22 protein-coding genes and 1 other annotated feature are annotated in these 22,138 nt (G+C 55.7%); of the genes, 7 read left to right on the plus strand and 15 right to left on the minus strand.

The features are described from left to right. Window positions 1–13 precede the first annotated feature (13 nt). Window positions 14–787 carry a peroxide stress protein YaaA gene (gene yaaA / locus NQ842_RS20740; protein ID WP_047360287.1) on the plus strand — a complete coding sequence of 258 codons (774 nt, stop codon included), beginning with the start codon at window positions 14–16 and terminating at the stop codon, window positions 785–787. Window positions 788–819: 32 nt separating this feature from the next. Here the strand turns inward: yaaA and NQ842_RS20745 are convergent, their stop codons facing one another. The 7 genes from NQ842_RS20745 to yjjY all read right to left on the minus strand — a co-directional run bounded on the left by NQ842_RS20745 (window position 820) and on the right by yjjY (window position 7,627). Then, on the minus strand, window positions 820–1,113 hold the full coding sequence (locus tag NQ842_RS20745; protein WP_047360286.1) for a DUF2502 domain-containing protein: 294 nt from the start codon (window positions 1,111–1,113) through the stop codon (window positions 820–822). Window positions 1,114–1,356: 243 nt separating this feature from the next. Beyond that, window positions 1,357–2,643, minus strand: a complete 1,287-nt coding sequence (gene thrC / locus NQ842_RS20750) for a threonine synthase (RefSeq protein ID WP_014830593.1) — start codon at window positions 2,641–2,643, stop codon at window positions 1,357–1,359. A gap of 3 nt (window positions 2,644–2,646) precedes the next feature. Beyond that, window positions 2,647–3,576, minus strand: coding sequence for a homoserine kinase (thrB, locus tag NQ842_RS20755; RefSeq protein WP_013095510.1), 930 nt, complete (start codon window positions 3,574–3,576; stop codon window positions 2,647–2,649). 1 nt (window position 3,577) lies between these two features. Continuing rightward, window positions 3,578–6,040: a bifunctional aspartate kinase/homoserine dehydrogenase I gene (gene thrA, locus NQ842_RS20760; RefSeq protein ID WP_257256271.1), complete on the minus strand. Its 2,463-nt coding sequence runs from the start codon at window positions 6,038–6,040 to the stop codon at window positions 3,578–3,580. Between the two features lie 24 nt (window positions 6,041–6,064). Continuing rightward, window positions 6,065–6,182 (minus strand) — a sequence feature (Thr leader region). After that, window positions 6,121–6,189 carry a thr operon leader peptide gene (gene thrL, locus NQ842_RS20765; RefSeq protein WP_015572623.1) on the minus strand — a complete coding sequence of 23 codons (69 nt, stop codon included), beginning with the start codon at window positions 6,187–6,189 and terminating at the stop codon, window positions 6,121–6,123. Its footprint overlaps the feature before it by 62 nt. Window positions 6,190–6,400: 211 nt before the next feature. Continuing rightward, window positions 6,401–7,087 carry a tRNA/rRNA methyltransferase gene (locus NQ842_RS20770; protein WP_014830591.1) on the minus strand — a complete coding sequence of 229 codons (687 nt, stop codon included), beginning with the start codon at window positions 7,085–7,087 and terminating at the stop codon, window positions 6,401–6,403. A gap of 399 nt (window positions 7,088–7,486) precedes the next feature. Then, on the minus strand, window positions 7,487–7,627 hold the full coding sequence (yjjY, locus tag NQ842_RS20775; protein WP_001541509.1) for a protein YjjY: 141 nt from the start codon (window positions 7,625–7,627) through the stop codon (window positions 7,487–7,489). Window positions 7,628–7,722: 95 nt separating this feature from the next. On the opposite strand from yjjY, the gene arcA reads away from it, so the two are divergent. Further along, window positions 7,723–8,439, plus strand: coding sequence for a two-component system response regulator ArcA (gene arcA, locus NQ842_RS20780; protein ID WP_003856501.1), 717 nt, complete (start codon window positions 7,723–7,725; stop codon window positions 8,437–8,439). Window positions 8,440–8,485: 46 nt separating this feature from the next. Here the strand turns inward: arcA and creA are convergent, their stop codons facing one another. Beyond that, entirely contained in the window at window positions 8,486–8,959 is a 474-nt protein-coding gene (gene creA / locus NQ842_RS20785) for a protein CreA (protein ID WP_014830590.1), read from the minus strand. 211 nt (window positions 8,960–9,170) lie between these two features. Here creA and robA point away from each other — a divergent pair, with 211 nt between their 5' ends. After that, the gene (gene robA / locus NQ842_RS20790; RefSeq protein WP_013095505.1) at window positions 9,171–10,040 is read left to right on the plus strand and encodes an MDR efflux pump AcrAB transcriptional activator RobA; all 870 of its coding nucleotides are present in this window, start codon (window positions 9,171–9,173) and stop codon (window positions 10,038–10,040) included. Here robA and gpmB read toward each other — a convergent pair. Then, a complete protein-coding gene (gpmB, locus tag NQ842_RS20795; RefSeq protein ID WP_008502057.1) occupies window positions 10,037–10,684 on the minus strand; it encodes a 2,3-diphosphoglycerate-dependent phosphoglycerate mutase GpmB in 648 nt (215 codons plus the stop codon). The genes robA and gpmB overlap by 4 nt on opposite strands. A 50-nt stretch (window positions 10,685–10,734) precedes the next feature. On the opposite strand from gpmB, the gene yjjX reads away from it, so the two are divergent. After that, complete coding sequence (gene yjjX, locus NQ842_RS20800) at window positions 10,735–11,250, plus strand: inosine/xanthosine triphosphatase (RefSeq protein ID WP_014830589.1); 516 nt, start codon at window positions 10,735–10,737, stop codon at window positions 11,248–11,250. 27 nt (window positions 11,251–11,277) lie between these two features. Here the strand turns inward: yjjX and trpR are convergent, their stop codons facing one another. Together trpR and sltY are read right to left on the minus strand one after the other, a co-directional pair. Continuing rightward, window positions 11,278–11,607, minus strand: a complete 330-nt coding sequence (gene trpR, locus NQ842_RS20805) for a trp operon repressor (RefSeq protein ID WP_014830588.1) — start codon at window positions 11,605–11,607, stop codon at window positions 11,278–11,280. A 55-nt stretch (window positions 11,608–11,662) separates the two neighbouring features. Then, window positions 11,663–13,600 (minus strand): murein transglycosylase, encoded by a 1,938-nt coding sequence (gene sltY / locus NQ842_RS20810; protein ID WP_083021540.1) that lies wholly within the window; start codon window positions 13,598–13,600, stop codon window positions 11,663–11,665. 227 nt (window positions 13,601–13,827) lie between these two features. Here sltY and ettA point away from each other — a divergent pair, with 227 nt between their 5' ends. Continuing rightward, on the plus strand, window positions 13,828–15,495 hold the full coding sequence (ettA, locus tag NQ842_RS20815) for an energy-dependent translational throttle protein EttA (protein WP_013095500.1): 1,668 nt from the start codon (window positions 13,828–13,830) through the stop codon (window positions 15,493–15,495). A 91-nt stretch (window positions 15,496–15,586) separates the two neighbouring features. Here ettA and NQ842_RS20820 read toward each other — a convergent pair whose 3' ends face one another. After that, a complete protein-coding gene (locus NQ842_RS20820; RefSeq protein WP_014830585.1) occupies window positions 15,587–16,486 on the minus strand; it encodes a LysR family transcriptional regulator in 900 nt (299 codons plus the stop codon). A 108-nt stretch (window positions 16,487–16,594) separates the two neighbouring features. On the opposite strand from NQ842_RS20820, the gene NQ842_RS20825 reads away from it, so the two are divergent. Beyond that, the gene (locus NQ842_RS20825) at window positions 16,595–17,596 is read left to right on the plus strand and encodes a zinc-binding alcohol dehydrogenase family protein (protein ID WP_063412610.1); all 1,002 of its coding nucleotides are present in this window, start codon (window positions 16,595–16,597) and stop codon (window positions 17,594–17,596) included. A 70-nt stretch (window positions 17,597–17,666) separates the two neighbouring features. Here NQ842_RS20825 and nadR read toward each other — a convergent pair whose 3' ends face one another. The 3 genes from nadR to serB form a co-directional block, all read right to left on the minus strand. Continuing rightward, entirely contained in the window at window positions 17,667–18,899 is a 1,233-nt protein-coding gene (gene nadR / locus NQ842_RS20830) for a multifunctional transcriptional regulator/nicotinamide-nucleotide adenylyltransferase/ribosylnicotinamide kinase NadR (protein WP_014830583.1), read from the minus strand. 35 nt (window positions 18,900–18,934) lie between these two features. Beyond that, window positions 18,935–20,320 (minus strand): DNA repair protein RadA, encoded by a 1,386-nt coding sequence (gene radA / locus NQ842_RS20835; protein WP_046889362.1) that lies wholly within the window; start codon window positions 20,318–20,320, stop codon window positions 18,935–18,937. A gap of 75 nt (window positions 20,321–20,395) precedes the next feature. Further along, a complete protein-coding gene (gene serB, locus NQ842_RS20840; protein ID WP_014830581.1) occupies window positions 20,396–21,364 on the minus strand; it encodes a phosphoserine phosphatase in 969 nt (322 codons plus the stop codon). 117 nt (window positions 21,365–21,481) lie between these two features. On the opposite strand from serB, the gene NQ842_RS20845 reads away from it, so the two are divergent. Further along, on the plus strand, window positions 21,482–22,126 hold the full coding sequence (locus NQ842_RS20845) for a YtjB family periplasmic protein (RefSeq protein WP_013095494.1): 645 nt from the start codon (window positions 21,482–21,484) through the stop codon (window positions 22,124–22,126). Window positions 22,127–22,138 lie beyond the last annotated feature (12 nt).

The following is a 22,138-nucleotide window of genomic DNA, read 5'->3' on the forward strand; positions in this document are numbered from 1 at the left end:
GCAAGGACTGGATATGCTGATTCTGATTTCACCTGCAAAAACGCTCGACTACCAGAGCCCGCTCGCGACTGAGCGTTATACCCAGCCTGAACTGCTGGACTACTCGCAACAGCTGATTCACGAGGCACGTAAGCTCTCCGCGCCGCAAATCGCCTCATTGATGAGCATCAGTGATAAGCTCGCCGATCTGAATGCGACCCGCTTCCACGAGTGGCATCCTGACTTCACCCCTGCAAATGCCCGCCAGGCGCTTCTGGCCTTCAAAGGTGACGTCTATACCGGTCTGCAGGCTGAAGAGTTCAGCGAAGCCGATTTCGATTTTGCCCAGCAGCATCTGCGTATGCTCTCGGGTCTCTACGGCGTGCTGCGCCCGCTTGATCTGATGCAGCCCTATCGTCTGGAGATGGGCATCCGCCTGGAAAACGCCAAAGGCAAAGATCTGTACCATTTCTGGGGCGACATTATCACCGATAAGCTGAACGCAGCCCTGCACGCGCAGGGTGATAACGTGGTGATTAACCTTGCCTCCGATGAATACTTTAAGTCGGTGAAGCCGAAGAAGCTGGATGCACAGATTATTAAACCGGTCTTCCTCGATGAGAAAAACGGCAAGTTTAAGGTCATCAGCTTCTATGCCAAAAAAGCGCGTGGCCTGATGAGCCGCTACATCATTCAAAACCGTCTGACGAAGCCTGAGCAGCTGACCGGATTCAACAGAGAGGGGTATTTCTTTGACGAGGACGCGTCGGGGAAAGGGGAACTGGTGTTTAAGCGTCACGAACAGTAAAAAAACAACCCCGCCTTCTGGCGGGGTTTGTATTAGTGATGCTTCCAGTCCGGGCCTGGTCGGTGATCGTCGTGGCGGTGATCATGGCGCTCGTCACGATCGCGATGCTCATCATGCGGACGCCAGTGGTTATCACGCCAGTCATAATGCGCCTTCCACCAGTCATGGTCGCGCCAGCGGCCGCCGTCCCAGTAATGACCGTTATTATCTCGATCGCCAATCTGCAGTTTGACCGCCGGAACCAGAGTAATTTCGGATGCCTGTACCGCCATGGGAGCGACCAGCATCAGTGAAAGCGCCATCAGCGCAGGTTTCAGTTTAGACATCGGTGACTCCTTATGATTCTTGCCCAACGTGGGCCGATGTAAGGAGATTACGTGAGGGGAACCGGGGATGTTATTCTCTGCAATCCTAAACGCTAAGTGACCGCATTTATTGGGAATTTCTGCTTTTTCCCTGCTATTTTTCTCCTTAATTTCTTCACAAAAAAGCCCGGTGGCGCTGCGCTTACCGGGCCTACGATTGAGATCGTTGTAGGCCCGGTAAGCGCAGCGCCACCGGGCAAAAAATCACGCTCGGGTCATCATCAGCTTACGCAGTGCGGCAAAATCCGCGGGCAGCTCGTGGGAGAGCAGCGGCAGGTCAGCGCGATCCGCCAGCTCTTTCGGCAGCGGCAGCGTTTCACCCAGAATCTCTTCCACGCTCTCTTTGAATTTTGCCGGATGCGCCGTCCCCAGGAACAGGCCATACTCACCGGGATTCAGCTGGTCGCGCAGCGCACGATAAGCAATCGCCGCATGCGGTTCAGAGGTATACCCCACCGCCTTCAGCTCACGCATGGTGCTTCTGGTGGTTTCATCCGTGACCGCCGCATAGCCCAGATCGCCCAGACGCCAGACCTTACGACGGAACAGCTCTTCCACACGCGGCCAGTTGTTTGGCTGTGACACATCCATCGCGTTAGAGAGCGTCGCCTGGGTCGCGTTCGGCGCCCATTTACCGTCTTTCAGGAAGCGTGGCACGGTGTCGTTGGCGTTGGTCGCCGCAATAAAGCGTTTCACCGGCAGGCCGAGTGATTTCGCCAGCAGGCCCGCGGTCAGGTCACCAAAGTTTCCGCTCGGTACCGAAACCACCAGCTGATTGCGCGCCTCTTGCGGCAGTTGGGCAACCGCTTCGAAGTAGTAGCAAATCTGCGCCAACAGACGGCTGATGTTAATGGAGTTGGCAGAGTTGAGCCCCAGCGCGGCCTTCAGCTCTTCATCATCGAAAGCCTGCTTAACCAGCGCCTGACAAGCATCAAAGTCGCCATCTACTGCTACGGTTTCAATGTTGCCGCCGAGGGTACAGAACAGTTTTTCCTGGAGCGGGCTGATCTTGCCTTTCGGATAGAGGATCACCACGCGGACGTTCTTCAGACCGTAGAAGGCATGCGCCACGGCGGCACCGGTATCCCCGGAGGTGGCGGTCAGAATGGTCACCGGTTTGTCACCGCTGATGTGCGTCAGCATCTGCGCCATAAAGCGGCCGCCGAAGTCTTTAAACGCCAGCGTTGGGCCGTGGAACAACTCCAGACAACCCACATCCGGCTCAACCTGCTGAACCGGTGCCGGGAAGGCAAACGCCGCACGCACGCGCTCTTCCAGCAGCTCCTGCGGGATTTCGTCGCCGATAAACGCAGACAAAATTTTCGTGCTGCGGGTAACAAAGTCCTGCTTCAGCAGCTCATCAATGTCGGTCAGCTGGAATTCCGGCAGATCGTGAGGGAAGAACAGCCCCTGATTTTTGCCCAGTCCCTGAGTCACCGCCTGCGCGAAGCTGACCTGCTCGTTATGATCTTTCAGATTGTAGAGTTTCATTCGTTATCCCAGTACTCGTGCGCCAGCCGTGTCCAGACGGCAAATATGAACAAAGCCTTCCTGATTTTGCAGGTAGTGTTTAGAGAGCCAGTCCGCCACGCGCTGCGCGGTGTCTGGCTTATCGCACAGGGCGAACAGCGTCGGGCCGGAGCCGGAGATGCCGCACGCCTGCGCGCCGATATCAAGCGATGCCTGTCGCGCCTCATTGAAGCCAGGCAGCAGCTTCGTACGATACGGTTCGGCAATCACATCTTTCATCAGTTTCGCCGCCAGCTGTGGCTGACGGGTATAGCAAGCGTGAATAAAGCCTGCCAGGTGACGCCCGTGGGCAATACAGTCCTGACGGCGATACTGCGCAGGCAGGATCGCACGCGCTTCCGCGGTGGAGACCTTAATGCCCGGATAGGCCAGCACCCACAGCCACTCATCAAACCCTGGCACCTGCTGGCTGATGATGCCATTTTCTTCGATCATCAACTGCATACCGCCGAGGAAACACGGCGCGACGTTGTCGTAGTGGATGCTGCCGGAGATACGGCCTTCCAGCTCGCCCATTAACCCCAGCAGACGGCTATTGTTCAGAGGTTTGCCGCAGTGCTCATTCATCGCCACCAGCGCGGCCACCACAGAGCAGGCGCTTGACCCCAGACCCGAGCCAATCGGCATACTTTTTTCCAGCGTCATGGCGACCGGCACGTTTTTACCGATCTCCTGACAGAAGCGCTCCCAGCACTGATAGACGATATTCTCGCGCGGTTCGGACGGCAGCTTGCTGGCAAAACGTCCCACGTTGTTCAGGCTGAAACTTTCTGCCGCTTCCACCGTGACCGTATCGCCCAATAGTGAACCGTCCACCGGCGTCACCGCCGCACCCAGCACATCAAACCCGACGCTCATATTGGCGCTGGAAGCCGGGGCATAAACTTTGACCATGTTAAACTCCTAACTTCCATGACAGGGTACGCAGCAGATCGGCAAACACCCCCGCCGCCGTAACATCGTTCCCTGCGCCATAGCCGCGAAGCACCAGCGGCAATGGCTGATAATAGTGGCTGTAAAACGCCAGGGCGTTTTCGCCGTTTTTGACTTTGTACAGCGGATCGTTGCCATCGACTTCGGCAATCTTCACCCGGCACACGCCATCTTCTTCAATGTTGCCAACATAACGCAATACCTTACCTTCATCACGGGCTTTCGCCACGCGTGCGGCAAAAGCGTCATCCAGCTGCGGTAAATTGGCCATAAAGGCGCTGACGTCACCGCTGCTGTCAAATTCAGCCGGCAGCACCGGTTCTATCACGATATCGGAAAGCTCCAGCTCACGGCCCGTTTCGCGCGCCAGAATGAGCAGTTTGCGCGCCACGTCCATCCCGGAGAGATCGTCACGCGGATCCGGCTCGGTGTAGCCCAGCTCACGCGCGGCGCGGGTCGCTTCTGAAAGACTCATGCCTTCATCCAGCTTACCGAAGATAAAGGACAGCGAGCCGGAGAGAATGCCGGAGAAACGTTGCAGTTCGTCGCCCGCGTTCAGCAGGTTCTGCAGGTTTTCGATCACCGGCAGGCCCGCCCCCACGTTAGTGTCGTACAGGAACTTGCGACGCGATTTGCTCGCCGCCAGACGTAGCTGGTGATAGTAATCCATCGACGAGGTGTTGGCCTTTTTGTTCGGCGTGACCACGTGGAAGCCTTCGCGCAGGAAGTCCGCGTACTGATCGGCAACCGCCTGGTGCGACGTACAATCGACAATCACCGGGTTCAGCAGGTGATACTCTTTCACCAGACGGATCAGACGCCCAAGGTTGAACGGCTCTTTTGCCTCGTTCAACTCGGCCTGCCAGTTTTCCAGGTTCAGCCCGTGAACGTTGGTCAACAGCGCTTTTGAGTTGGCGATCCCGCAGACGCGCAGATCGATATGCTTCTTCTTCAGCCACTCCTGCTGACGCTTCACCTGCTCGAGCAGCGCACCGCCCACGCCGCCCACGCCAATCAGGAACAACTCAATCACCTGATCGGTGTTGAACAGCATCTGATGAACCACGCGTACGCCGGTTGTCGCGTCATCATTATCAACCACCACCGAAATCGAACGCTCGGAGGAGCCCTGGGCAATGGCCACGATGTTGATATTGGCCCGCGCCAGCGCGGCAAAGAATTTAGCGGAGATGCCGCGCAGCGTGCGCATGCCGTCACCGACGACTGAGATAACCGCCAGGCGCTCCTGAATGAACAGCGGCTCCAGCAGTTCCTCTTTCAGCTCCAGATAGAACTCTTCCTCCAGCGCGCGACGGGCGCGAAGGCAATCCGCCTGCGGCACGCAGAAGCTGATGCTGTATTCGGATGAGGATTGGGTGATCAGCACCACAGAGATCCCGTTACGGGACATCGCGGCAAACACGCGCGCTGCCATGCCGACCATCCCTTTCATACCCGGCCCGGAGACGCTGAACATTGCCATATTGTTCAGGTTGGAGATGCCTTTCACCGGCAGGCCATCTTCATCGGTACTGGCGCCAATCAGCGTGCCAGGCGCTTGCGGGTTACCGGTATTTTTAATCAGGCAGGGGATCTGGAACTGGGCAATCGGGGAGATGGTACGCGGGTGAAGCACTTTCGCGCCGAAGTAGGAAAGCTCCATCGCCTCCTGGTAAGACATCGACTTCAGCAGCCTGGCGTCCGGTACCTGGCGCGGGTCGCAGGTGTATACGCCGTCAACGTCAGTCCAGATCTCGCAACAGTCCGCGCGTAAACAGGCGGCCAGCACGGCAGCAGAATAGTCGGAGCCGTTACGGCCCAGCACCACCAGCTCCCCCTTCTCATTACCGGCGGTGAAGCCCGCCATCAGGATCATATGGTCAGACGGTATTTTGCTCGCGGCGATACGGCGGGTTGATTCGGCAATATCAACGGTGGATTCGAGGTAGTGGCCCACCGCCAGCAGTTTTTCAACCGGATCAATCACCGTGACGTGATGGCCGCGCGCTTCCAGCAGGCCCGCCATGATGGCGATAGAGAGTTTCTCACCGCGGCAAATCAACGCCGCGTTGATGCTGTCCGGGCACTGACCCAGCAGGCTGATGCCGTGCAGGACATGTTTAATCTGGGCAAATTCTTGTTCTACCAAGGCTTTCAGCTGTACGAGCGGGAAACCTGGCTGTGCCTCCGCCAGCCCCTGCAGCAGCTCGGCGAAGATACGCTCGGCGTCGCTAATGTTCGGGAGTGCATCCTGACCACCAATGGTCTTTTCAATCATCGCCACCAGGTGGTTGGTGATTTTTGCCGGCGCAGAGAGTACGGTCGCGACCTGTCCCTGTCTGGCGTTGCTCTCCAGGATATCGGCAACACGCAGAAAGCGTTCTGCATTTGCCACTGATGTACCGCCGAACTTCAACACTCGCATGGTTCTACCTCGTTTCCTTTAGCCGAAAAAAAAGCCCGCACTGTTCAGGTGCGGGCTTTTTTCTGTTTTTCCTGTACGCGTCAGCCCGCATCGTTACCTGTGGTAATGATGATGGTTGTGGTAATGGTGGTGATGCTGATGCGTTTCATGGATGTTGTGTACTCTGTCATTATTATCTGTCTGTGCTGTATTCTTTTAGGGTTAAAGGATCGGGCACCTTAAGTCAATGAATTTTTAATTTGATCACAATTCGGGACGTTCTTACGTCCCGCTGCGTGCAGATTTATTTTCATCCGATTCCGCCAGAGGCAACCCTCAATGTCAGACGCTTACGCCATAGTAAAAACTTATGGCAGCATTTTACTCGGCTAATTTTTTTTCGATATCGTGCAGCAAACGGTGCAGCATTGCAGTGTCCCGTTGCTCAAGACGGCCAAGACGCTGCTGCAACCAATCTGCCATTTTTTGGTCGTCAGCCACGCCGAGTTGCGCCAGCAGATGCTCAACGCGCGTGCGCAGCGCGGCCAGCTGGTTTTCATCTGTCCCCGCCGCTTGCGGTTGTGGAATTTGTATTAGGGATGCTAATTGATAGCAATAAACCATCACCGCCTGACCTAAATTCAGCGACGGATAATCCGCCACCATCGGCGCCCCGGTCAGCACGTCCGCGAGTTCCAGTTCGTCGTTTGTTAATCCTGAATCTTCCCGCCCAAATACCAGCGCGGCTTTTTCCAGCCACTGACTTTTCTCGCTCAGCATCGGTACCAGTTCTGCTGGCGTGGCGTAATAGTGGAACTTCGCCCGACTGCGCGCCGTGGTCGCAACGGTAAATGAGATATCGTGCAAGGCATCGGCGAGCGTAGCGTAAGTGGTTATATTATCGAGAATATCACCCGAACCATGCGCCACCCAGCGCGCCGCAGGTTCCAGATGCGCAACGCTGTCCACAATGCGCAAATCGGTGAACCCCATGGTCTTCATGGCACGCGCCGCAGCGCCTATATTTTCTGCTCTGGCTGGCGCGACCAGTACAATCGACAGATGCATTTATGTTCTCTTTTTAATCAGTTAGCGGGGATAAATGTGATGCACTTCAACATATTACGCAGCGCGAATTTACAATTTTGCAACACAAATCACCGAAATAGCGTTTCATAACAAATTAAAGACGCTAAACTATTTTGTGACTGAACAATCAGTTAGTATGTTAACAGAACCCTATTATCCTTATGTTTTATAATGATAATGACTGTATGAATACCGTTTCTGGGTTGGATTCGTATTGTTTATCAATCAATGTCCGCAACTAGTTGGTTTATTGAAAAATTGTGACAAAGGCTAGCATTTAGCTATGATGATTTCATCAAACTGTTAACGTGCTACAATTGAACTTGATATATGTCAACGAAGCGTAGTTTTATTGGGTGTCAGGTGTCACTTAGCCTGTTATGTTGCTGTTAAAATGGTTAGGATGACAGCCGTTTTTGACACTGTCGGGTCCAAAGGGAAAGTACCCACGACCAAGCTAATGATGTTGTTGACGTTGATGGAAAGTGCATCAAGAACGCAATTACGTACTTTAGTCACGTTAGCCCGGTCATGTTAATTTGCGACATGCATCAGGCAGGTCAGGGACTTTTGTACTTCCTGTTTCGATTTAGTTGGCAATTTAGGTAGCAAACATGCAGACCCCGCACATTCTTATCGTTGAAGACGAGTTGGTAACACGCAACACGTTAAAGAGCATTTTCGAAGCAGAAGGCTACGATGTCTTTGAAGCGACCGATGGCGCAGAGATGCATCAGATCCTTTCTGAAAATGATATCAACCTGGTCATTATGGATATCAACCTGCCAGGTAAAAATGGCCTTCTTCTGGCGCGTGAACTGCGTGAACAGGCGAACGTCGCATTAATGTTCCTGACAGGCCGTGATAACGAAGTTGATAAGATCCTTGGCCTGGAAATCGGTGCGGATGACTACATCACCAAACCGTTTAACCCTCGCGAGTTAACCATTCGTGCACGCAACCTGCTGTCCCGCACCATGAACCTGGGCACCGTCAGCGAAGAGCGTCGTAGCGTAGACAGCTACAAATTTAACGGCTGGGAACTTGATATCAATAGCCGTTCACTGATCAGCCCGAACGGTGAGCAGTATAAACTGCCGCGCAGTGAATTCCGCGCCATGCTGCACTTCTGTGAAAACCCGGGCAAAATTCAGTCCCGTGCAGAACTGCTGAAGAAAATGACCGGCCGTGAGCTGAAGCCACACGACCGTACTGTAGACGTGACCATCCGTCGTATTCGTAAACATTTCGAATCTACACCAGATACGCCGGAAATCATCGCCACGATCCACGGCGAAGGCTATCGCTTCTGCGGTGACCTGCAGGAGTGATCCCGCAGTGAGCACCATAAAAAAACGGCGCTTTCGCGCCGTTTTTTTATTCCCGCCATGGCATGATTGGCACCGCGCTTATCGCGTTTTTCGGTGAGCCTTCCACCACTTTGTCGGAGTAGGCAAGGTAGGCCAGGGTATTACGTTTAGCATCGTAAAAACGCACCACCTGCAGCTTTTTGAAAACCAGTGAAGTCCGTTTCTGGAATACCACATCCCCCTGCGCTTTGCCGTTTTTGATTTTCTCGCTCAACTCAACCGGGCCCACCTGCTGGCAGGAGATGGCCGCATCGGATGTATCCTCGGCCAGCCCCAGCCCGCCTTTGATTCCCCCGGTTTTCGCCCGGCTAACGTAGCAGGTGACGTTTTTCACATCCGGATCGTCAAACGCTTCCACCACAATTTTGTGGTCAGGGCCAAACATCTTAAAGACGGTATCGACAGAACCAATCTGTTCTGCCTGCGCCGCGCGGCCAACCATCAGCAGTAAGGCAGTTAAGAGCAAAGTCTTATATTTCATATTGTTACCATTTCTTAATATTACGTTGAGCGATTATTCAACACGTTAGACAAAAATGTAGCAAGATCACAGGATTAGAATATATTCACCCAAAACGCAGGACAAAAAGCATTAATGAGCAAAAAAAACACTGAATGCTAAAACATCAAAAAATGCTATTATCCGCTAACCTGTTATCAGGCACCTGCTGTTTTAAGGATGAGGATAGTATATGGATCAGGCTGGAATTATTCGCGACCTGCTCACCTGGCTGGAAGGTCATCTCGACCAGCCTTTGTCACTGGATAATGTGGCGGCAAAAGCAGGCTATTCCAAGTGGCATCTGCAAAGGATGTTCAAGGATGTCACCGGTCATGCTATCGGTGCCTATATTCGCGCACGTCGTTTATCAAAATCTGCCGTGGCATTGCGCCTGACCGCGCGGCCTATTCTCGATATTGCCCTGCAGTATCGTTTCGATTCACAACAAACGTTCACCCGAGCCTTTAAAAAACAGTTCTCGTTGACGCCAGCGCTCTATCGACGTTCACCGGACTGGAGCTCATACGGTATGCGCCCGCCGCTGCGCCTGGGCGAGTTCGCCATGCCGAAGTACGAAATCATTACCCTGCCGGAAACCCATTTGATCGGTACGACACAGAGCTACACCTGTTCTCTGGAGCAGATTTCCGAGTTCCGCCATCAAATGCGCGTTCAGTTCTGGCGCGACTTCCTGAGCCATGCACCGGCGATCCCGCCTATCCTGTATGGTCTCAACGAAACGCATCCAAGCCAGGAAAAAGACGACGAGCAGGAGGTGTTCTACACCACCGCGTTAACGCCGGAGATGGCCAATGGCTATATTCAGGGTTCAAAACCGGTCGTGCTGGAAGGCGGAGAGTACGTGATGTTCTCCTATGAAGGGCTGGGAACGGGCGTACAGGAATTTATCCTGACCGTTTACGGAACATGCATGCCTATGCTGAACCTGAATCGCCGTAAAGGTCAGGATATTGAGCGCTACTACCCGGCAAGCGATGCAAAACCGGAAGAAGGCCCCATTAATCTGCGGATGGAATTCTTAATTCCGATACGTCGTTAGCGCTGCAGTTCATCCAGTGCAGGGGCATCAAGATGCGAAATGTCCCCTGCCATCTCCACGACCCACCCCGACGCCAGCCACGCGCTTTCCTGATAATCAATACGGGAAATAGAACAGTTGCGCAGGCGCAAGCGGCGTTCAGCATAGGCCGGTAACCCCAGAATGGTGCTCACCAGACAGCCCAGCGCAATTCCGTGACTCACCAGCAGTGGACGGCTTCCGGCGGGCAGCTTCAGGCACTCTGCCAGCGCAGCATGCATACGCACGCTCAACTCCTGCATCGATTCACCCTCAGGAATACGGCCATCTTCGGTACCGTTGACCAGCGTGCGACGCCAGCCCTCTTCCGTTTCCGTCAGCGTATCGATATGGCGTTTTTCGAGCACCCCCATATCCAGTTCGCGCAGGCGTGGTTCAAGCATCACATCACAACCACAGGCATCAGCAATAATGCGCGCCGTCTGCTGCGTGCGACCTAAATCGCTGGTGATGACATGGGTAATGCCCAGCGTTCTGGCACGTTCTGCCACCTGCCACGCTTGCTGCACACCCTTTTCAGTGAGAGGACTGTCGGACTGGCCTTGAATACGTCGCTCGGCGTTCCACTGCGTTTCACCGTGGCGAACAAGGTATACCTGTAACATGCTTTTTTTCCGTTATACTGCGATGAGTTTTTTTTGAATCGAGCTTAATTATGCACCATGTTGTCTCTGCTACCACCAATCCTGCCAAAATTCAGGCAATTCTAAGGGCATTTGAAGAGATTTTCGGCGAAGGATCCTGCCATATTGATGCCATCGGCGTCGAGAGTGGCGTTCCTGAACAGCCGTTTGGCAGCGAAGAAACGCGCGCTGGCGCACGAAATCGCGTGCTCAATGCGAAAGCGGCCGCACCCGATGCCGACTTCTGGGTAGCGATTGAAGCGGGAATTGACGAAGGCGCGACGTTTAGCTGGGTGGTTATCGAAAGCCGCGAACAGCGTGGTGAAGCACGCTCGGCCACCCTGCCGCTGCCGGAGATCATTCTGGAAAAGGTCCGCGCAGGTGAGGCGCTCGGGCCGGTGATGTCACAATACACCGGCATTGATGAGATTGGTCGCAAAGAAGGGGCGATTGGCGTCTTTACCGCTGGCGCGCTTACGCGCTCAAGCGTTTACCATCAGGCAGTGATCCTGGCGTTAAGCCCGTTTCATAACGCCATTTATCGTTGAACGTGTAGGCCGGATAAGGCGCAGCCGTCATCCGGCGTTTTTCAGCAATATCGCTTCCAGCCACTGACGCAGCTCAACTGGCGCAGACTTCAGGCTGTTTGAACCGCGGGTGATCGTCGCGATACCCGCGCCCAGCTCGTTTTTGAGCTCACGCTGGCTCATCTCACCGCGCAGTAACTCTTCGATGATTCGCACGCGCGTTCCCAGCGCCTCACGTTCGTCTGGCGTCAGCATCAGTTGCAGCAGGGGTAAATGCAGATCCTGGTCGTAAGACTGGCGAAGCAACTCCACAAAACGAAGCCACTCCTGATGACGTTGTTCGGCCAGTGCCGAGGAATACGGGGAATGCTGGGTCATGTTATGCTGCCTCTTGTACTCATTAACGAGTACAGCATAACACAACCCATCCCGATCAGTAACGTCTCTGCCACTCCGCGTCGCTCATCAGGGTATCTTTTTGCCCCATGAAGTAACGGTAGTAGGCATCATACGCCAGCACGTTCTTCACGTAGCCACGCGTTTCTGAGAACGGAATGCTCTCGACAAACGCCACGGCGTCGATGCGTCCGGCACTGTTACCCAGCCAGGTACGCACGCGCCCTGGGCCCGCGTTATACGCCGCAGAGGCGAAAATGCGGTTGTTACCAAACTGCTGATAGACGTACTGCAGATAGCTGGTACCAATGTTGATGTTGGTATCCGGATCCAGCAGCTGTGATGGACTGCTGTATCCCGGGATATTAAACATCTTCACCGTATGCGTCGCCGTGCCCGGCATAATCTGCATCAGGCCGCTGGCCCCTACCGGGGAACGGACTTTCGGGTTCCAGGCGCTCTCCTGACGGGCAATCGCCATGGCATAACTTTGCGGAATATCTTTGCCGCTGGTGTAGCGATCGAACAGATCTTTGTAGGCCAGCGGGAAACGTTCTTCGAGATGATCCCACAGCTTGCCAGCGATCGTCGCCTGAACGCTCAGATCCCACCAGTGGTTATCAAAGGCGTAGCGCGCAAGCTGGGCTTTTTCATCCGTCGTGCGGCTGGTCACCAGATTCGCCCACTCGCTACGGGCGGTATTGTCCATATTCCAGTACATCAGCTCGCGCACGCGCGCCATTTCTGGCCCCTGGGTCAACGCCGGGCTGGCGTTCGCCGGTGCTTTATCAATGCGGAAGGTGTACTCCTCACCCAGACGCTGCGCGGCCGCCATCGGGTAGAAGCCACGCTGCTGCATCAGCGCGTGGAGGATCTCTTTGGCTTCATCATCGCGTCCCCGCTCCATCAGCAGGTCCGCCTGCCAGTAGCGCCATTCGTCTTTCTCTTTGGCCTCCATCGGCAGACGCGCCAGCCAGGTATTGAGGCCTTTTCGATCGCCGGTCCCCAACGCCATGCGCACGCGGCGTTCCACCAGCGACGTGGAGCTGGAGCGCATAATGGCATCGTCCCGCCAGCGGGCCTGTTCGTCGGTCACGTCCGAGCCCATCAGTCGCCACGCCACGATGTCGCGCAGTTCCTGGGTTTGCTCTTCATTGAGCTGCTGGGCCTGCACCAGCTGCGGGATCATCAGCCGCGCGTTTTCAACATCGTCACGCGCCACGCTGGCAAAGGCCACCGCCGCCATCTGACGGGTAAAATCGGTCGCTCCCGTGCTGCGGGCAAAGGTCAGAACGCTGTTGGGATCGTTTGCCAGCGACATCACGGCGGTCGAAATGGTCTGGTAATCCGACGGCATTTGCCCCGCCAGGGCGGTCACCAGACGCGTGTTCCCGGCTTTCATCGCCAGACGAATTCGCTCAAGGTAAGCCAGCGGATCCTGTTTACCGGAAGCACGCCAGGCGCCAAAGAGCGAATCACAGGCGTTCGGCTGGCTTTTCCCGGTCAGCCACAGATCTTTTGCCCCGGCCCAGGCCTCCTCCTGCTGACCGGTGACCCATTTCGCATAGTAATAATTACACTGGGCTTCTGTGGTGTTCGGCTTGTCAGGGCTAAAAGCCAGCAGCCCGCGCCAGTCTTCACGACGCGCCAGCTCGTTTACAAAACGAGACTGCAGGTTCCGGGCGGGCGGCAGGGTCGGGTTCGCCTGAATGAAGTTATTCACGGTGACCGTGGGTTGATTCATGAGATCGTCAGTAATCTGGCGATACTCCAGATAGGGGTAGAGTGGATAGTCCTTCAGCGTCGGCATCAGCGCCTGCACGGTATCCATCTGTTTGTTGTCCCACGCCTGTTTAATCTGGGCGTAGCGGTTACGTTGTTCATCCAGTGAATCGGCATGCACCGCCTGGCTTACCGCCATTACGCATACGCTGGCCGCCAGCAGACGCCAGACCACCCGTTTGGCTTTTTCCACAAGCTCTTCCTCATTGTTTTTTCGTCAATTGCAGCGTCTTGCCACGTCAAAGTCTAATTAACTTATGCTAACCAGGCATCCCGGAACGCGCCACGTTACGGACACTTTTTTACCTTTCCTGCGCGTTTTAACACTCCCGACGTTCCTGGCTGGGATTAGGGCGGGAAAAAGGCTACACTTCGAGGCTGAAATTCCTTTTCATCACGATAAAAGAGGCGAAGTCCAACGTGGCTCAATTCGTTTATACCATGCATCGTGTCGGCAAAGTGGTACCGCCGAAACGTCATATTCTTAAAAATATCTCGCTGAGCTTCTTCCCGGGCGCAAAAATCGGTGTTCTGGGCCTCAACGGTGCCGGTAAGTCCACCCTGCTGCGCATCATGGCCGGCATCGATACAGACATCGAAGGTGAAGCCCGTCCGCAGCCTGGCATCAAAATTGGCTACCTGCCGCAGGAACCTCAGCTGAACCCTGAACACACCGTTCGTGAATCTGTTGAAGAAGCAGTATCCGAAGTGGTTAACGCGCTGAAAGGTCTGGATGAAGTGTATGCTAAATACGCCGAGCCAGATGCGGACTTCGATAAACTGGCCGCTCAGCAAGGCAAATTTGAAGAGATTATCCAGGCGCACGACGGTCACAACCTGAACGTGCAGCTGGAGCGCGCCGCTGACGCCCTGCGTCTGCCGGACTGGGATGCGAAAATCGCCAACCTCTCCGGTGGTGAGCGTCGCCGCGTGGCGCTGTGCCGTCTGCTGCTGGAAAAGCCAGACATGCTGCTGCTCGACGAACCGACTAACCACCTGGATGCAGAGTCCGTGGCGTGGCTGGAACGCTTCCTGCACGACTTCGAAGGCACCGTGGTGGCGATCACCCACGACCGTTACTTCCTCGACAACGTGGCGGGCTGGATCCTGGAGCTGGACCGCGGTGAGGGTATTCCATGGGAAGGCAACTACTCTTCCTGGCTGGAGCAGAAAGATCAGCGTCTGGCGCAGGAAGCCTCTGCTGAAGCAGCACGCCGTAAGTCTATTGAGAAAGAGCTGGAGTGGGTACGTCAGGGCACGAAAGGCCGTCAGTCGAAGGGCAAAGCCCGTCTGGCACGCTTTGAAGAGCTGAACAACACCGAATACCAGAAACGTAACGAAACCAACGAACTGTTTATTCCACCTGGCGCGCGTCTGGGGGATAAAGTGGTCGAAGTCAGCAACCTGCGTAAATCTTACGGTGACCGCGTGCTGATCGACGACCTCTCCTTCTCCGTACCGAAGGGTGCCATCGTCGGTATCATCGGTCCGAACGGCGCGGGTAAATCCACCCTGTTCCGTATGATGTCTGGTCAGGAGCAGCCTGACAGCGGCTCTATTACCCTGGGTGAGACGGTGAAGCTGGCGTCCGTTGACCAGTTCCGTGACGCAATGGATAACAGCAAAACCGTGTGGGAAGAAGTCTCCGGCGGTCTGGATATCATGCGTATCGGTAACACCGAAATGCCAAGCCGCGCCTATGTTGGTCGCTTTAACTTCAAAGGCACCGATCAGGGTAAACGCGTCGGCGAGTTGTCCGGTGGTGAGCGTGGTCGTCTGCATCTGGCGAAACTGCTGCAGGTTGGCGGTAACGTTCTGCTGCTCGATGAACCAACAAACGACCTCGACATCGAAACCCTGCGCGCGCTGGAAAACGCCCTGCTGGAGTTCCCGGGCTGCGCGATGGTTATCTCGCACGACCGTTGGTTCCTGGACCGTATCGCCACCCACATTCTGGATTACCAGGATGAAGGGAAAGTGGAGTTCTTCGAAGGTAACTTCACCGAATACGAAGAGTACAAGAAACGCACGCTGGGCGCCGACGCGCTGGAGCCGAAGCGTATTAAGTACAAGCGTATCGCGAAATAAAAGTAAAACGGCAACTTCGGTTGCCGTTTTTTATATTTGTTCCCTCTCCCCGTGGGAAAGGGTCAGGGTGAGGGCATCAGGCCGCACATAATCACCCACCCACGTAAAATCGCTTAACCTCATCAAACTGCATCGCAAAGTCGATATAGCTCATCAGCGCGGGCGAGTTAAGCTTACGGCTCGGATAGGCCAGCCACAGGTCGTTTCCTTCGACGTTCCACGCCGGCAGTACCTGCACCAGTGCCCCTTTTTCGATCTTATCTTCCAGTAGAAATGCGGGCAGCAAAGTGATCCCCGCGCCAGCAACCGCGCACTCACGGGCATACACCAGATTATCCGTCATATGTGCGTTATCCGGCAGATAGCGGTAATCCTCGCTCTCGCTTTGCAGCAGCCATTCAGACCAGGCCTTATGGGTTATACAGCGGTGCTCCACCAGCTGACGGGGATGGTTCAGTGGCTCCCGCCGCGCCAGATAATCTGGCGAAGCCAGCATATAGCGCGGGCAGTGACCAATCATGCGACCTATCAGCGAGGAGTCTTGCGGTTTACCGGTACGCAGCGCGACGTCAAAGCCAGACTCCACCAGATCGAGCACGTCGTCAGAAATCGAGACATCCAGCGAAACGTCAGGATAGCGGAGCTGAAACTCGGCATTCAGGTGTGCCAGTAATGTCGCGCCAATCCCTGCCGGGCAGGTGATGCGAAGCCGTCCGCTGGGGTTTTCTCGCAGTCGCTGAATGGCATATTCCGCCCTTTCGCTGGCCGCCAGCATCTCGCGACAATGCACCAGATAGTGCTCCCCCGCAAAGGTCAGATTCAGCCTGCGCGTGGTGCGATTTAGCAGGCGGATCCCCACCTGCTGCTCAAGCTGGCTAATCCGCTGGCTAACGCTGGATTTCGGCAAGTCAGCCTTCTGCGCTGCAGCAGTAAAGCTCCCCATCTCGGCCACCAGCGCAAACAGCGCCATATCCTGAAGCTGTTTAAACATGATTGTTCATCCTGTACGAACACTTCGTTCTTGATTGTCCATCTTATCACGCGCATGGCCACTTAATAGACTAGTCTCAACAAAACGCATTCCATTGAGGAGTTCACCATGTCAGTTAAAGCCATTGCCGTTAACCCAGAAAATCCCGCTGCTTTCATTGAAATTTCCCAACCCATGCCGCAGCCTGGCGAGCACGATCTGTTGGTGGAAGTGAAGGCCGTCTCAATTAACCCGGTTGATACTAAAGTCCACGCGAGTATTGCTAAAAATGGCCTCAAGGATCCGCGCATTCTCGGCTGGGATGCCAGCGGGATCGTCAAAGCGGTTGGGGCAAGCGTCACCGGCTTCAAACCGGGCGACGAAGTATGGTACGCGGGCGACATTACCCGTCCGGGCAGTAATGCCACGCACCAGCTGATTGATGCACGCATTGTCGGACACAAACCGACAAGCCTTGGCTGGGATGCTGCCGCCGCATTGCCGCTGACCGCGCTCACCGCCTGGGAAGGGTTGTTTGAGCGCCTGAACATTCAGGATGCCGGATCGGACAAAACGCTGCTGATCATCGGCGGTGCCGGCGGCGTGGGCTCCCTGGCGATCCCGTTTGCAAAACACAACAGCAAGGTCAGGGTCATCGCCACCGCGTCGCGGGAAGATTCTGCCCGGTGGTGTCGCGATCGCGGCGCGGATCTGGTGGTGAATTATCGCGATCTGCAAGGTGAACTGGCCAAAGAGGGCATCACCTTTGTGGATTACATTTTCATCCTCAATGATACCGATGGCCACTGGGATGCGGCCAGCGAACTGATTGCACCGCAGGGGCATATCTGCTCCATCGTCGAAAATGCGCATCCGCTGAACCAGGACAAGCTGAAATCCAAATCCGCCGCCCTGCACTGGGAATTTATGTACACCCGCAGCATGTACCAGACTGCCGATATGGCGCGTCAGGGTGAGATCTTAAACGAGGTGGCGAAGCTGGTGGATAACGGCGTGGTGGAAAGCTCGCTCAGCGAAACGCTGCACGGGCTGAGCGTGGAAAGCATTACCGAGGCGCACCGCAAAGTGCTGGACGGGCATATGCGCGGGAAAGTGGTGGTTGCGTTCTGAGTGGCCTGATTTCCTCACCCCGGCCCTCTCCCAAAGGGAGAGGGTTAGGGTGAGGGGCAAGCCTGCGAATTTACCCCTGCTCCCCCATCATCTCCTTCACCAGCTCGACGCAGCGCAGGAAACGGGTGTCGTAATCTGACGCTTCAACGTGGACAAACTCCACGTTGTTCTCGTGAAGCATCTCCACCAGCATCGTCTGGAACTCTTTTCTGTCCACAGAGCTGCCAAGACTGCGCATCCCATCGGCTACCCACGGGGTGTTGTTTTCCAGCAGGATCACCAGGTCGAAGCGATATTCATCGATCAGCGCCTGTACGAACGGGTGTTCGCGCCCTTCATACTTCTTACAGAAAGCTTGTGTGGTGACAAAATCGGTGTCGATGAAGGCCACTTTATTGGCATATTTCACCGCGAAATCAATGTACTGCGCATGACCGAGCGCGATTTTATCGTAATCAGAATACTGAAGCGCCATCTCGTCTCCCCCCAGATGGGAAAAGACATAATCACGTCCGTATTCCCACGCGCTGGTGGTATTGAAGATATTCGCCAGCTTGTTGACCAGCGTCGATTTCCCGCTTGATTCGCCACCCAGAATCGCAACTGTGCGCACAAAGAACGGCTTCACTTCGGTCGGGATGTAATCCCAGTAGCGGAACGGGTTTTCGCGGATCTGCGCCCCGCTGATGTTCATAAACGTACGCTTCGGATCGATCAGCACGGTTTCAATGCCCAGATGCTCGCGGAACTGCGGCGCGTCGGACTCTTCAGAGGTGTAGATCCAGTTGGGCGCAATGCCCTTCTCTTCCATAAACGCTTTAATGCCGTTGCTCCACACGTCCCAGCCGTGTGGATACGGCTCCATGCCCTCTTCATTAAAGGCATGAATGCGAATATTTTTCTGATATTTGAAGGTCTGAAGCAGCCAGCGCAGGCGATCGGGCACCGTCGGCTGCTGCGACATGGCGCTGTCTTCAAACAGCTGGCGGTCACGGGTTTCGTCGTACCCCATGATGATGTGCAGCTCGTCGACCTGGCTACAGGCACGCTGGATCAGGTAGATATGGCCGGTATGCAGCGGATAAAACTTACCAAACACCACGCCGATATTCTTTTGCATACGCGGGAATTCAAGCCCCAGAAAGCGATGTAACGCTTCCAGCTTTTGCGCGCTGGGGCTTTTGATTTTGGCGTTCAGCAACTGGCTAAGATAGCCTTTCGTCATGCCGCTGGCGTCAGCCACCTGCTGTAGCGTGCAGCCTTTCTGACGGATTGCGGTCTTGATGTAGTCAAATGATGACATAAATTACGGTGCCTCCTGCAAAATCGAATACGTAATTATAAGTCGTCAAAGACATTTAACGCATCTGCGAGTTTTTTAACGCCAAATACCTGCATCCCTTCGGGGATCTTCTTTGGCACGTTGGCCGCCGGTACAATCGCCCGGCGGAAGCCATGTTTCGCCGCCTCGGAGATGCGCTCCTGGCCGCTGGGCACCGGGCGGATCTCCCCGGCCAGCCCCACTTCGCCGAAGACCACCAGATCCTGCGGCAGCGGCCTGTCGCGAAGACTGGAAACCATCGCCAGCAGCAGCGCCAGATCGGCACTGGTCTCTGAAACTTTCACGCCCCCCACCACGTTGACGAAGACGTCCTGATCCGCCATCTGCAGGCCGCCATGACGATGCAGCACCGCCAGCAGGATTGCCAGGCGGTTCTGTTCCAGACCGACCGCCACGCGCCGCGGGTTGCCCATCATGGAGTGATCCACCAGCGCCTGAATTTCGACGAGCAGCGGACGCGTTCCCTCCCACAGCACCATCACCGAACTGCCGGAGGTGACTTCATCCCCCCGGCTCAGGAAGATGGCCGACGGGTTGCTGACTTCGCGCAGCCCCTGCTCGGTCATGGCAAATACGCCCAGTTCATTCACCGCACCAAAGCGGTTTTTGTGGCTGCGCAGGGTACGGAAGCGGGAGTCTGCGTCGCCGTCGAGCATGACGGAGCAGTCGATACAGTGCTCAAGCACTTTTGGCCCCGCCAGCGAGCCGTCTTTGGTGACGTGGCCGACCATCACGATCGCCACGCCGCGGGTTTTGGCAAAGCGCGTCAGATACGCGGCGGTCTCACGCACCTGCGCCACGCTGCCCGGCGAGGACTGGATATCCGCCATGTGCATCACCTGGATGGAGTCGATCACCATCAGCTTCGGCTGCTCTTCTTCGGCAATCATGCAGATCTGCTCAATGCTGGTTTCCGACAGCATATTCAGATTGCCGGTAGGCAGCCCCAGACGGTGCGCGCGCATTGCCACCTGCTGCAGGGACTCTTCGCCGGTGACGTACAGGGTTTTCATCTGTTCCGCGAGCTTGCAAAGCGTTTGCAGCAGCAGGGTCGATTTACCCGCCCCCGGGTTACCACCGATCAGGATCGCACTGCCCGGTACCACGCCGCCGCCAAGCACGCGGTCAAACTCTTTGAAGCCGGTGGAGAAGCGCGGTAACGCTTCCAGACTGATGTCTGACAGTTTTTGGACTTTTGCCACACCGGCATTACCCGCATAGCCGCTCAGGCGTTCATTGCGGGCCACACTCGGCGAAGCCGCCACACCACGCACTTCGGTGATGGTGTTCCAGGCATGACAGGCGCTGCATTGCCCCTGCCAGCGCGGATAATCCGCACCACATTCATTACAGACAAATGCGCGTTTTGGGGCTTTAGCCACGGTTTACCTCGTTATTTCAGTGCGGCCTGCGCGCCGGGTGGCGCTAACGCTTGCCCGGCCTGGAATCGCATACCGTTATTTCTGATTCAGGCTGCCGGAGAGGATGCAGAACACCCCCATCAGGTCAGCGTGACGGATAGTGACTTCCGTCTTTTCATTCACTTTTGGCTTGGCATGGTAGGCAATGCCAAGGCCGGCAACTTTGATCATCGGCAGATCGTTTGCGCCATCGCCGATGGCAACGGTCTGGGCAACCGGGATTTCATATTTCTCTGCCAGGCGGCTCAGCGTATTGGCTTTGTACTGCGCATCCACGATATCGCCGATCACCTGCCCGGTCAGCTTACCGTCCATGATCTCCAGCTCGTTGGCCACCACGGTGGTCAGATGCAATTTTTCCCGCAGGTAATCCGCGAAAAAGGTGAAGCCACCGGAGGCGATCGCCACTTTCCAGCCCAGCGACTGGAGCTTGAGCACCAGCTGCGTCAGGCCGGGCATCAGGGGCAGCTCATCACGAACCTGACGCAGGATGTGGGCATCAGCCCCTTTCAGGGTCGCAACACGCTGTCTCAGGCTGGCAGTGAAATCCAGCTCGCCGCGCATTGCGCGCTCGGTCACTTCTGCCACCAGCTCGCCGCTGCCCGCCAGTTTGGCGATCTCGTCGATACACTCAATCTGGATGGCGGTAGAGTCCATATCCATCACCAGCAGACCCGGCGTTTTCAGATGGGGGATTTTACCCAGCGGGGCAACGTCCAGCCCGGCATCATGCGCCAGACGCGTCGCGCGCTGCGTAAGGGAACCGGCCAGGCGAATCACCTGATAATCTTCCACACACCAGGCGGCGACAATCACCATCGCCGCCCCCAGTTTAGTTTGATACTGGGTAAGGCGTTGCTTATCCAGGCCGCGTCCGTACAGCAGCCAGCCGCTACGGCCAGCATGGTAATCCAGAGGCATCACCTCATCGCCACTTAAAGAGAGCGGCAATCCTGGCCATAAAGAGACATCCGTTGGCAGGTCGCACCAGGTAATGTTCGGCATTGAAGCTCCTGTAATTTCGTTCGCGCCGGAAGGTTCCAGAGGGAAAATAACGCATGAGGCTACCCTGTAACCATCACTTCTGGCAACATTAAGCCGTAAATTTTCAGCAGGTGGAATATGGCTCGCGCAAAACTGAAATTCCGGCTTCATCGCGCCGTGATCGTCCTTTTCTGTCTCGCACTGTTAGTGGTGCTGATGCAAGGGGCGTCATGGTTTAGCCAGAATCACCAACGGCAACGGAATCCGCAGTTTGAGGAGCTGGCCCGCACGCTGGCGCGTCAGGTTACGCTTAACGTCGCGCCCGCAATGCGCACCGAAACGCCGGATGACAAACGCATCAGCCAGGTTTTGCGCCAGTTAACCGAGAACAGCCGTATCCTGGATGCCGGTGTCTACGATGAAAAAGGCGATCTGATTGCCCGCGCTGGCGAGCATGTCGACGTGCGCGACAGGCTGGCGCTGGACGGTAAAAAAGCCGGGGGCTACTTTAACCAGCAGATCGTCGAACCCATTCAGGGAAAAAATGGTCCGCTAGGCTATCTGCGCCTGACGCTCGATACCCACACCCTGCCCACAGAGGCCAAACAGGTGGATAACACCACCAATATACTTCGTCTGATGCTCCTGCTCTCCCTCGCCATCGGCGTGGTGCTGGCGCGCACGTTGCTGCAGGGCAAACGCACCCGCTGGCAGCAGTCGCCTTTCCTGCTGACCGCCAGCAAATCCGTTCCTGAAGACGAAGAGAGCGAGAAGAAAGATTAGTGATAAAGTAGG

The organism is Enterobacter cloacae complex sp. R_G8, from assembly GCF_024599795.1.
In the GTDB taxonomy this organism is placed as follows: domain Bacteria; phylum Pseudomonadota; class Gammaproteobacteria; order Enterobacterales; family Enterobacteriaceae; genus Enterobacter; species Enterobacter dissolvens.

Bases quoted from the DNA above. Each gene is read 5' to 3' on its own strand.
- yaaA (WP_047360287.1), top strand. From the start codon at position 14: ATGCTGATTCTGATTTCACCTGCAAAAACGCTCGACTACCAGAGCCCG.
- NQ842_RS20745 (WP_047360286.1), bottom strand. From the start codon at position 1,113: ATGTCTAAACTGAAACCTGCGCTGATGGCGCTTTCACTGATGCTGGTC.
- thrC (WP_014830593.1), bottom strand. From the start codon at position 2,643: ATGAAACTCTACAATCTGAAAGATCATAACGAGCAGGTCAGCTTCGCG.
- thrB (WP_013095510.1), bottom strand. From the start codon at position 3,576: ATGGTCAAAGTTTATGCCCCGGCTTCCAGCGCCAATATGAGCGTCGGG.
- thrA (WP_257256271.1), bottom strand. From the start codon at position 6,040: ATGCGAGTGTTGAAGTTCGGCGGTACATCAGTGGCAAATGCAGAACGC.
- NQ842_RS20770 (WP_014830591.1), bottom strand. From the start codon at position 7,087: ATGCATCTGTCGATTGTACTGGTCGCGCCAGCCAGAGCAGAAAATATA.
- arcA (WP_003856501.1), top strand. From the start codon at position 7,723: ATGCAGACCCCGCACATTCTTATCGTTGAAGACGAGTTGGTAACACGC.
- creA (WP_014830590.1), bottom strand. From the start codon at position 8,959: ATGAAATATAAGACTTTGCTCTTAACTGCCTTACTGCTGATGGTTGGC.
- robA (WP_013095505.1), top strand. From the start codon at position 9,171: ATGGATCAGGCTGGAATTATTCGCGACCTGCTCACCTGGCTGGAAGGT.
- gpmB (WP_008502057.1), bottom strand. From the start codon at position 10,684: ATGTTACAGGTATACCTTGTTCGCCACGGTGAAACGCAGTGGAACGCC.
- yjjX (WP_014830589.1), top strand. From the start codon at position 10,735: ATGCACCATGTTGTCTCTGCTACCACCAATCCTGCCAAAATTCAGGCA.
- trpR (WP_014830588.1), bottom strand. From the start codon at position 11,607: ATGACCCAGCATTCCCCGTATTCCTCGGCACTGGCCGAACAACGTCAT.
- NQ842_RS20820 (WP_014830585.1), bottom strand. From the start codon at position 16,486: ATGTTTAAACAGCTTCAGGATATGGCGCTGTTTGCGCTGGTGGCCGAG.
- NQ842_RS20825 (WP_063412610.1), top strand. From the start codon at position 16,595: ATGTCAGTTAAAGCCATTGCCGTTAACCCAGAAAATCCCGCTGCTTTC.
- nadR (WP_014830583.1), bottom strand. From the start codon at position 18,899: ATGTCATCATTTGACTACATCAAGACCGCAATCCGTCAGAAAGGCTGC.
- serB (WP_014830581.1), bottom strand. From the start codon at position 21,364: ATGCCGAACATTACCTGGTGCGACCTGCCAACGGATGTCTCTTTATGG.
- NQ842_RS20845 (WP_013095494.1), top strand. From the start codon at position 21,482: ATGGCTCGCGCAAAACTGAAATTCCGGCTTCATCGCGCCGTGATCGTC.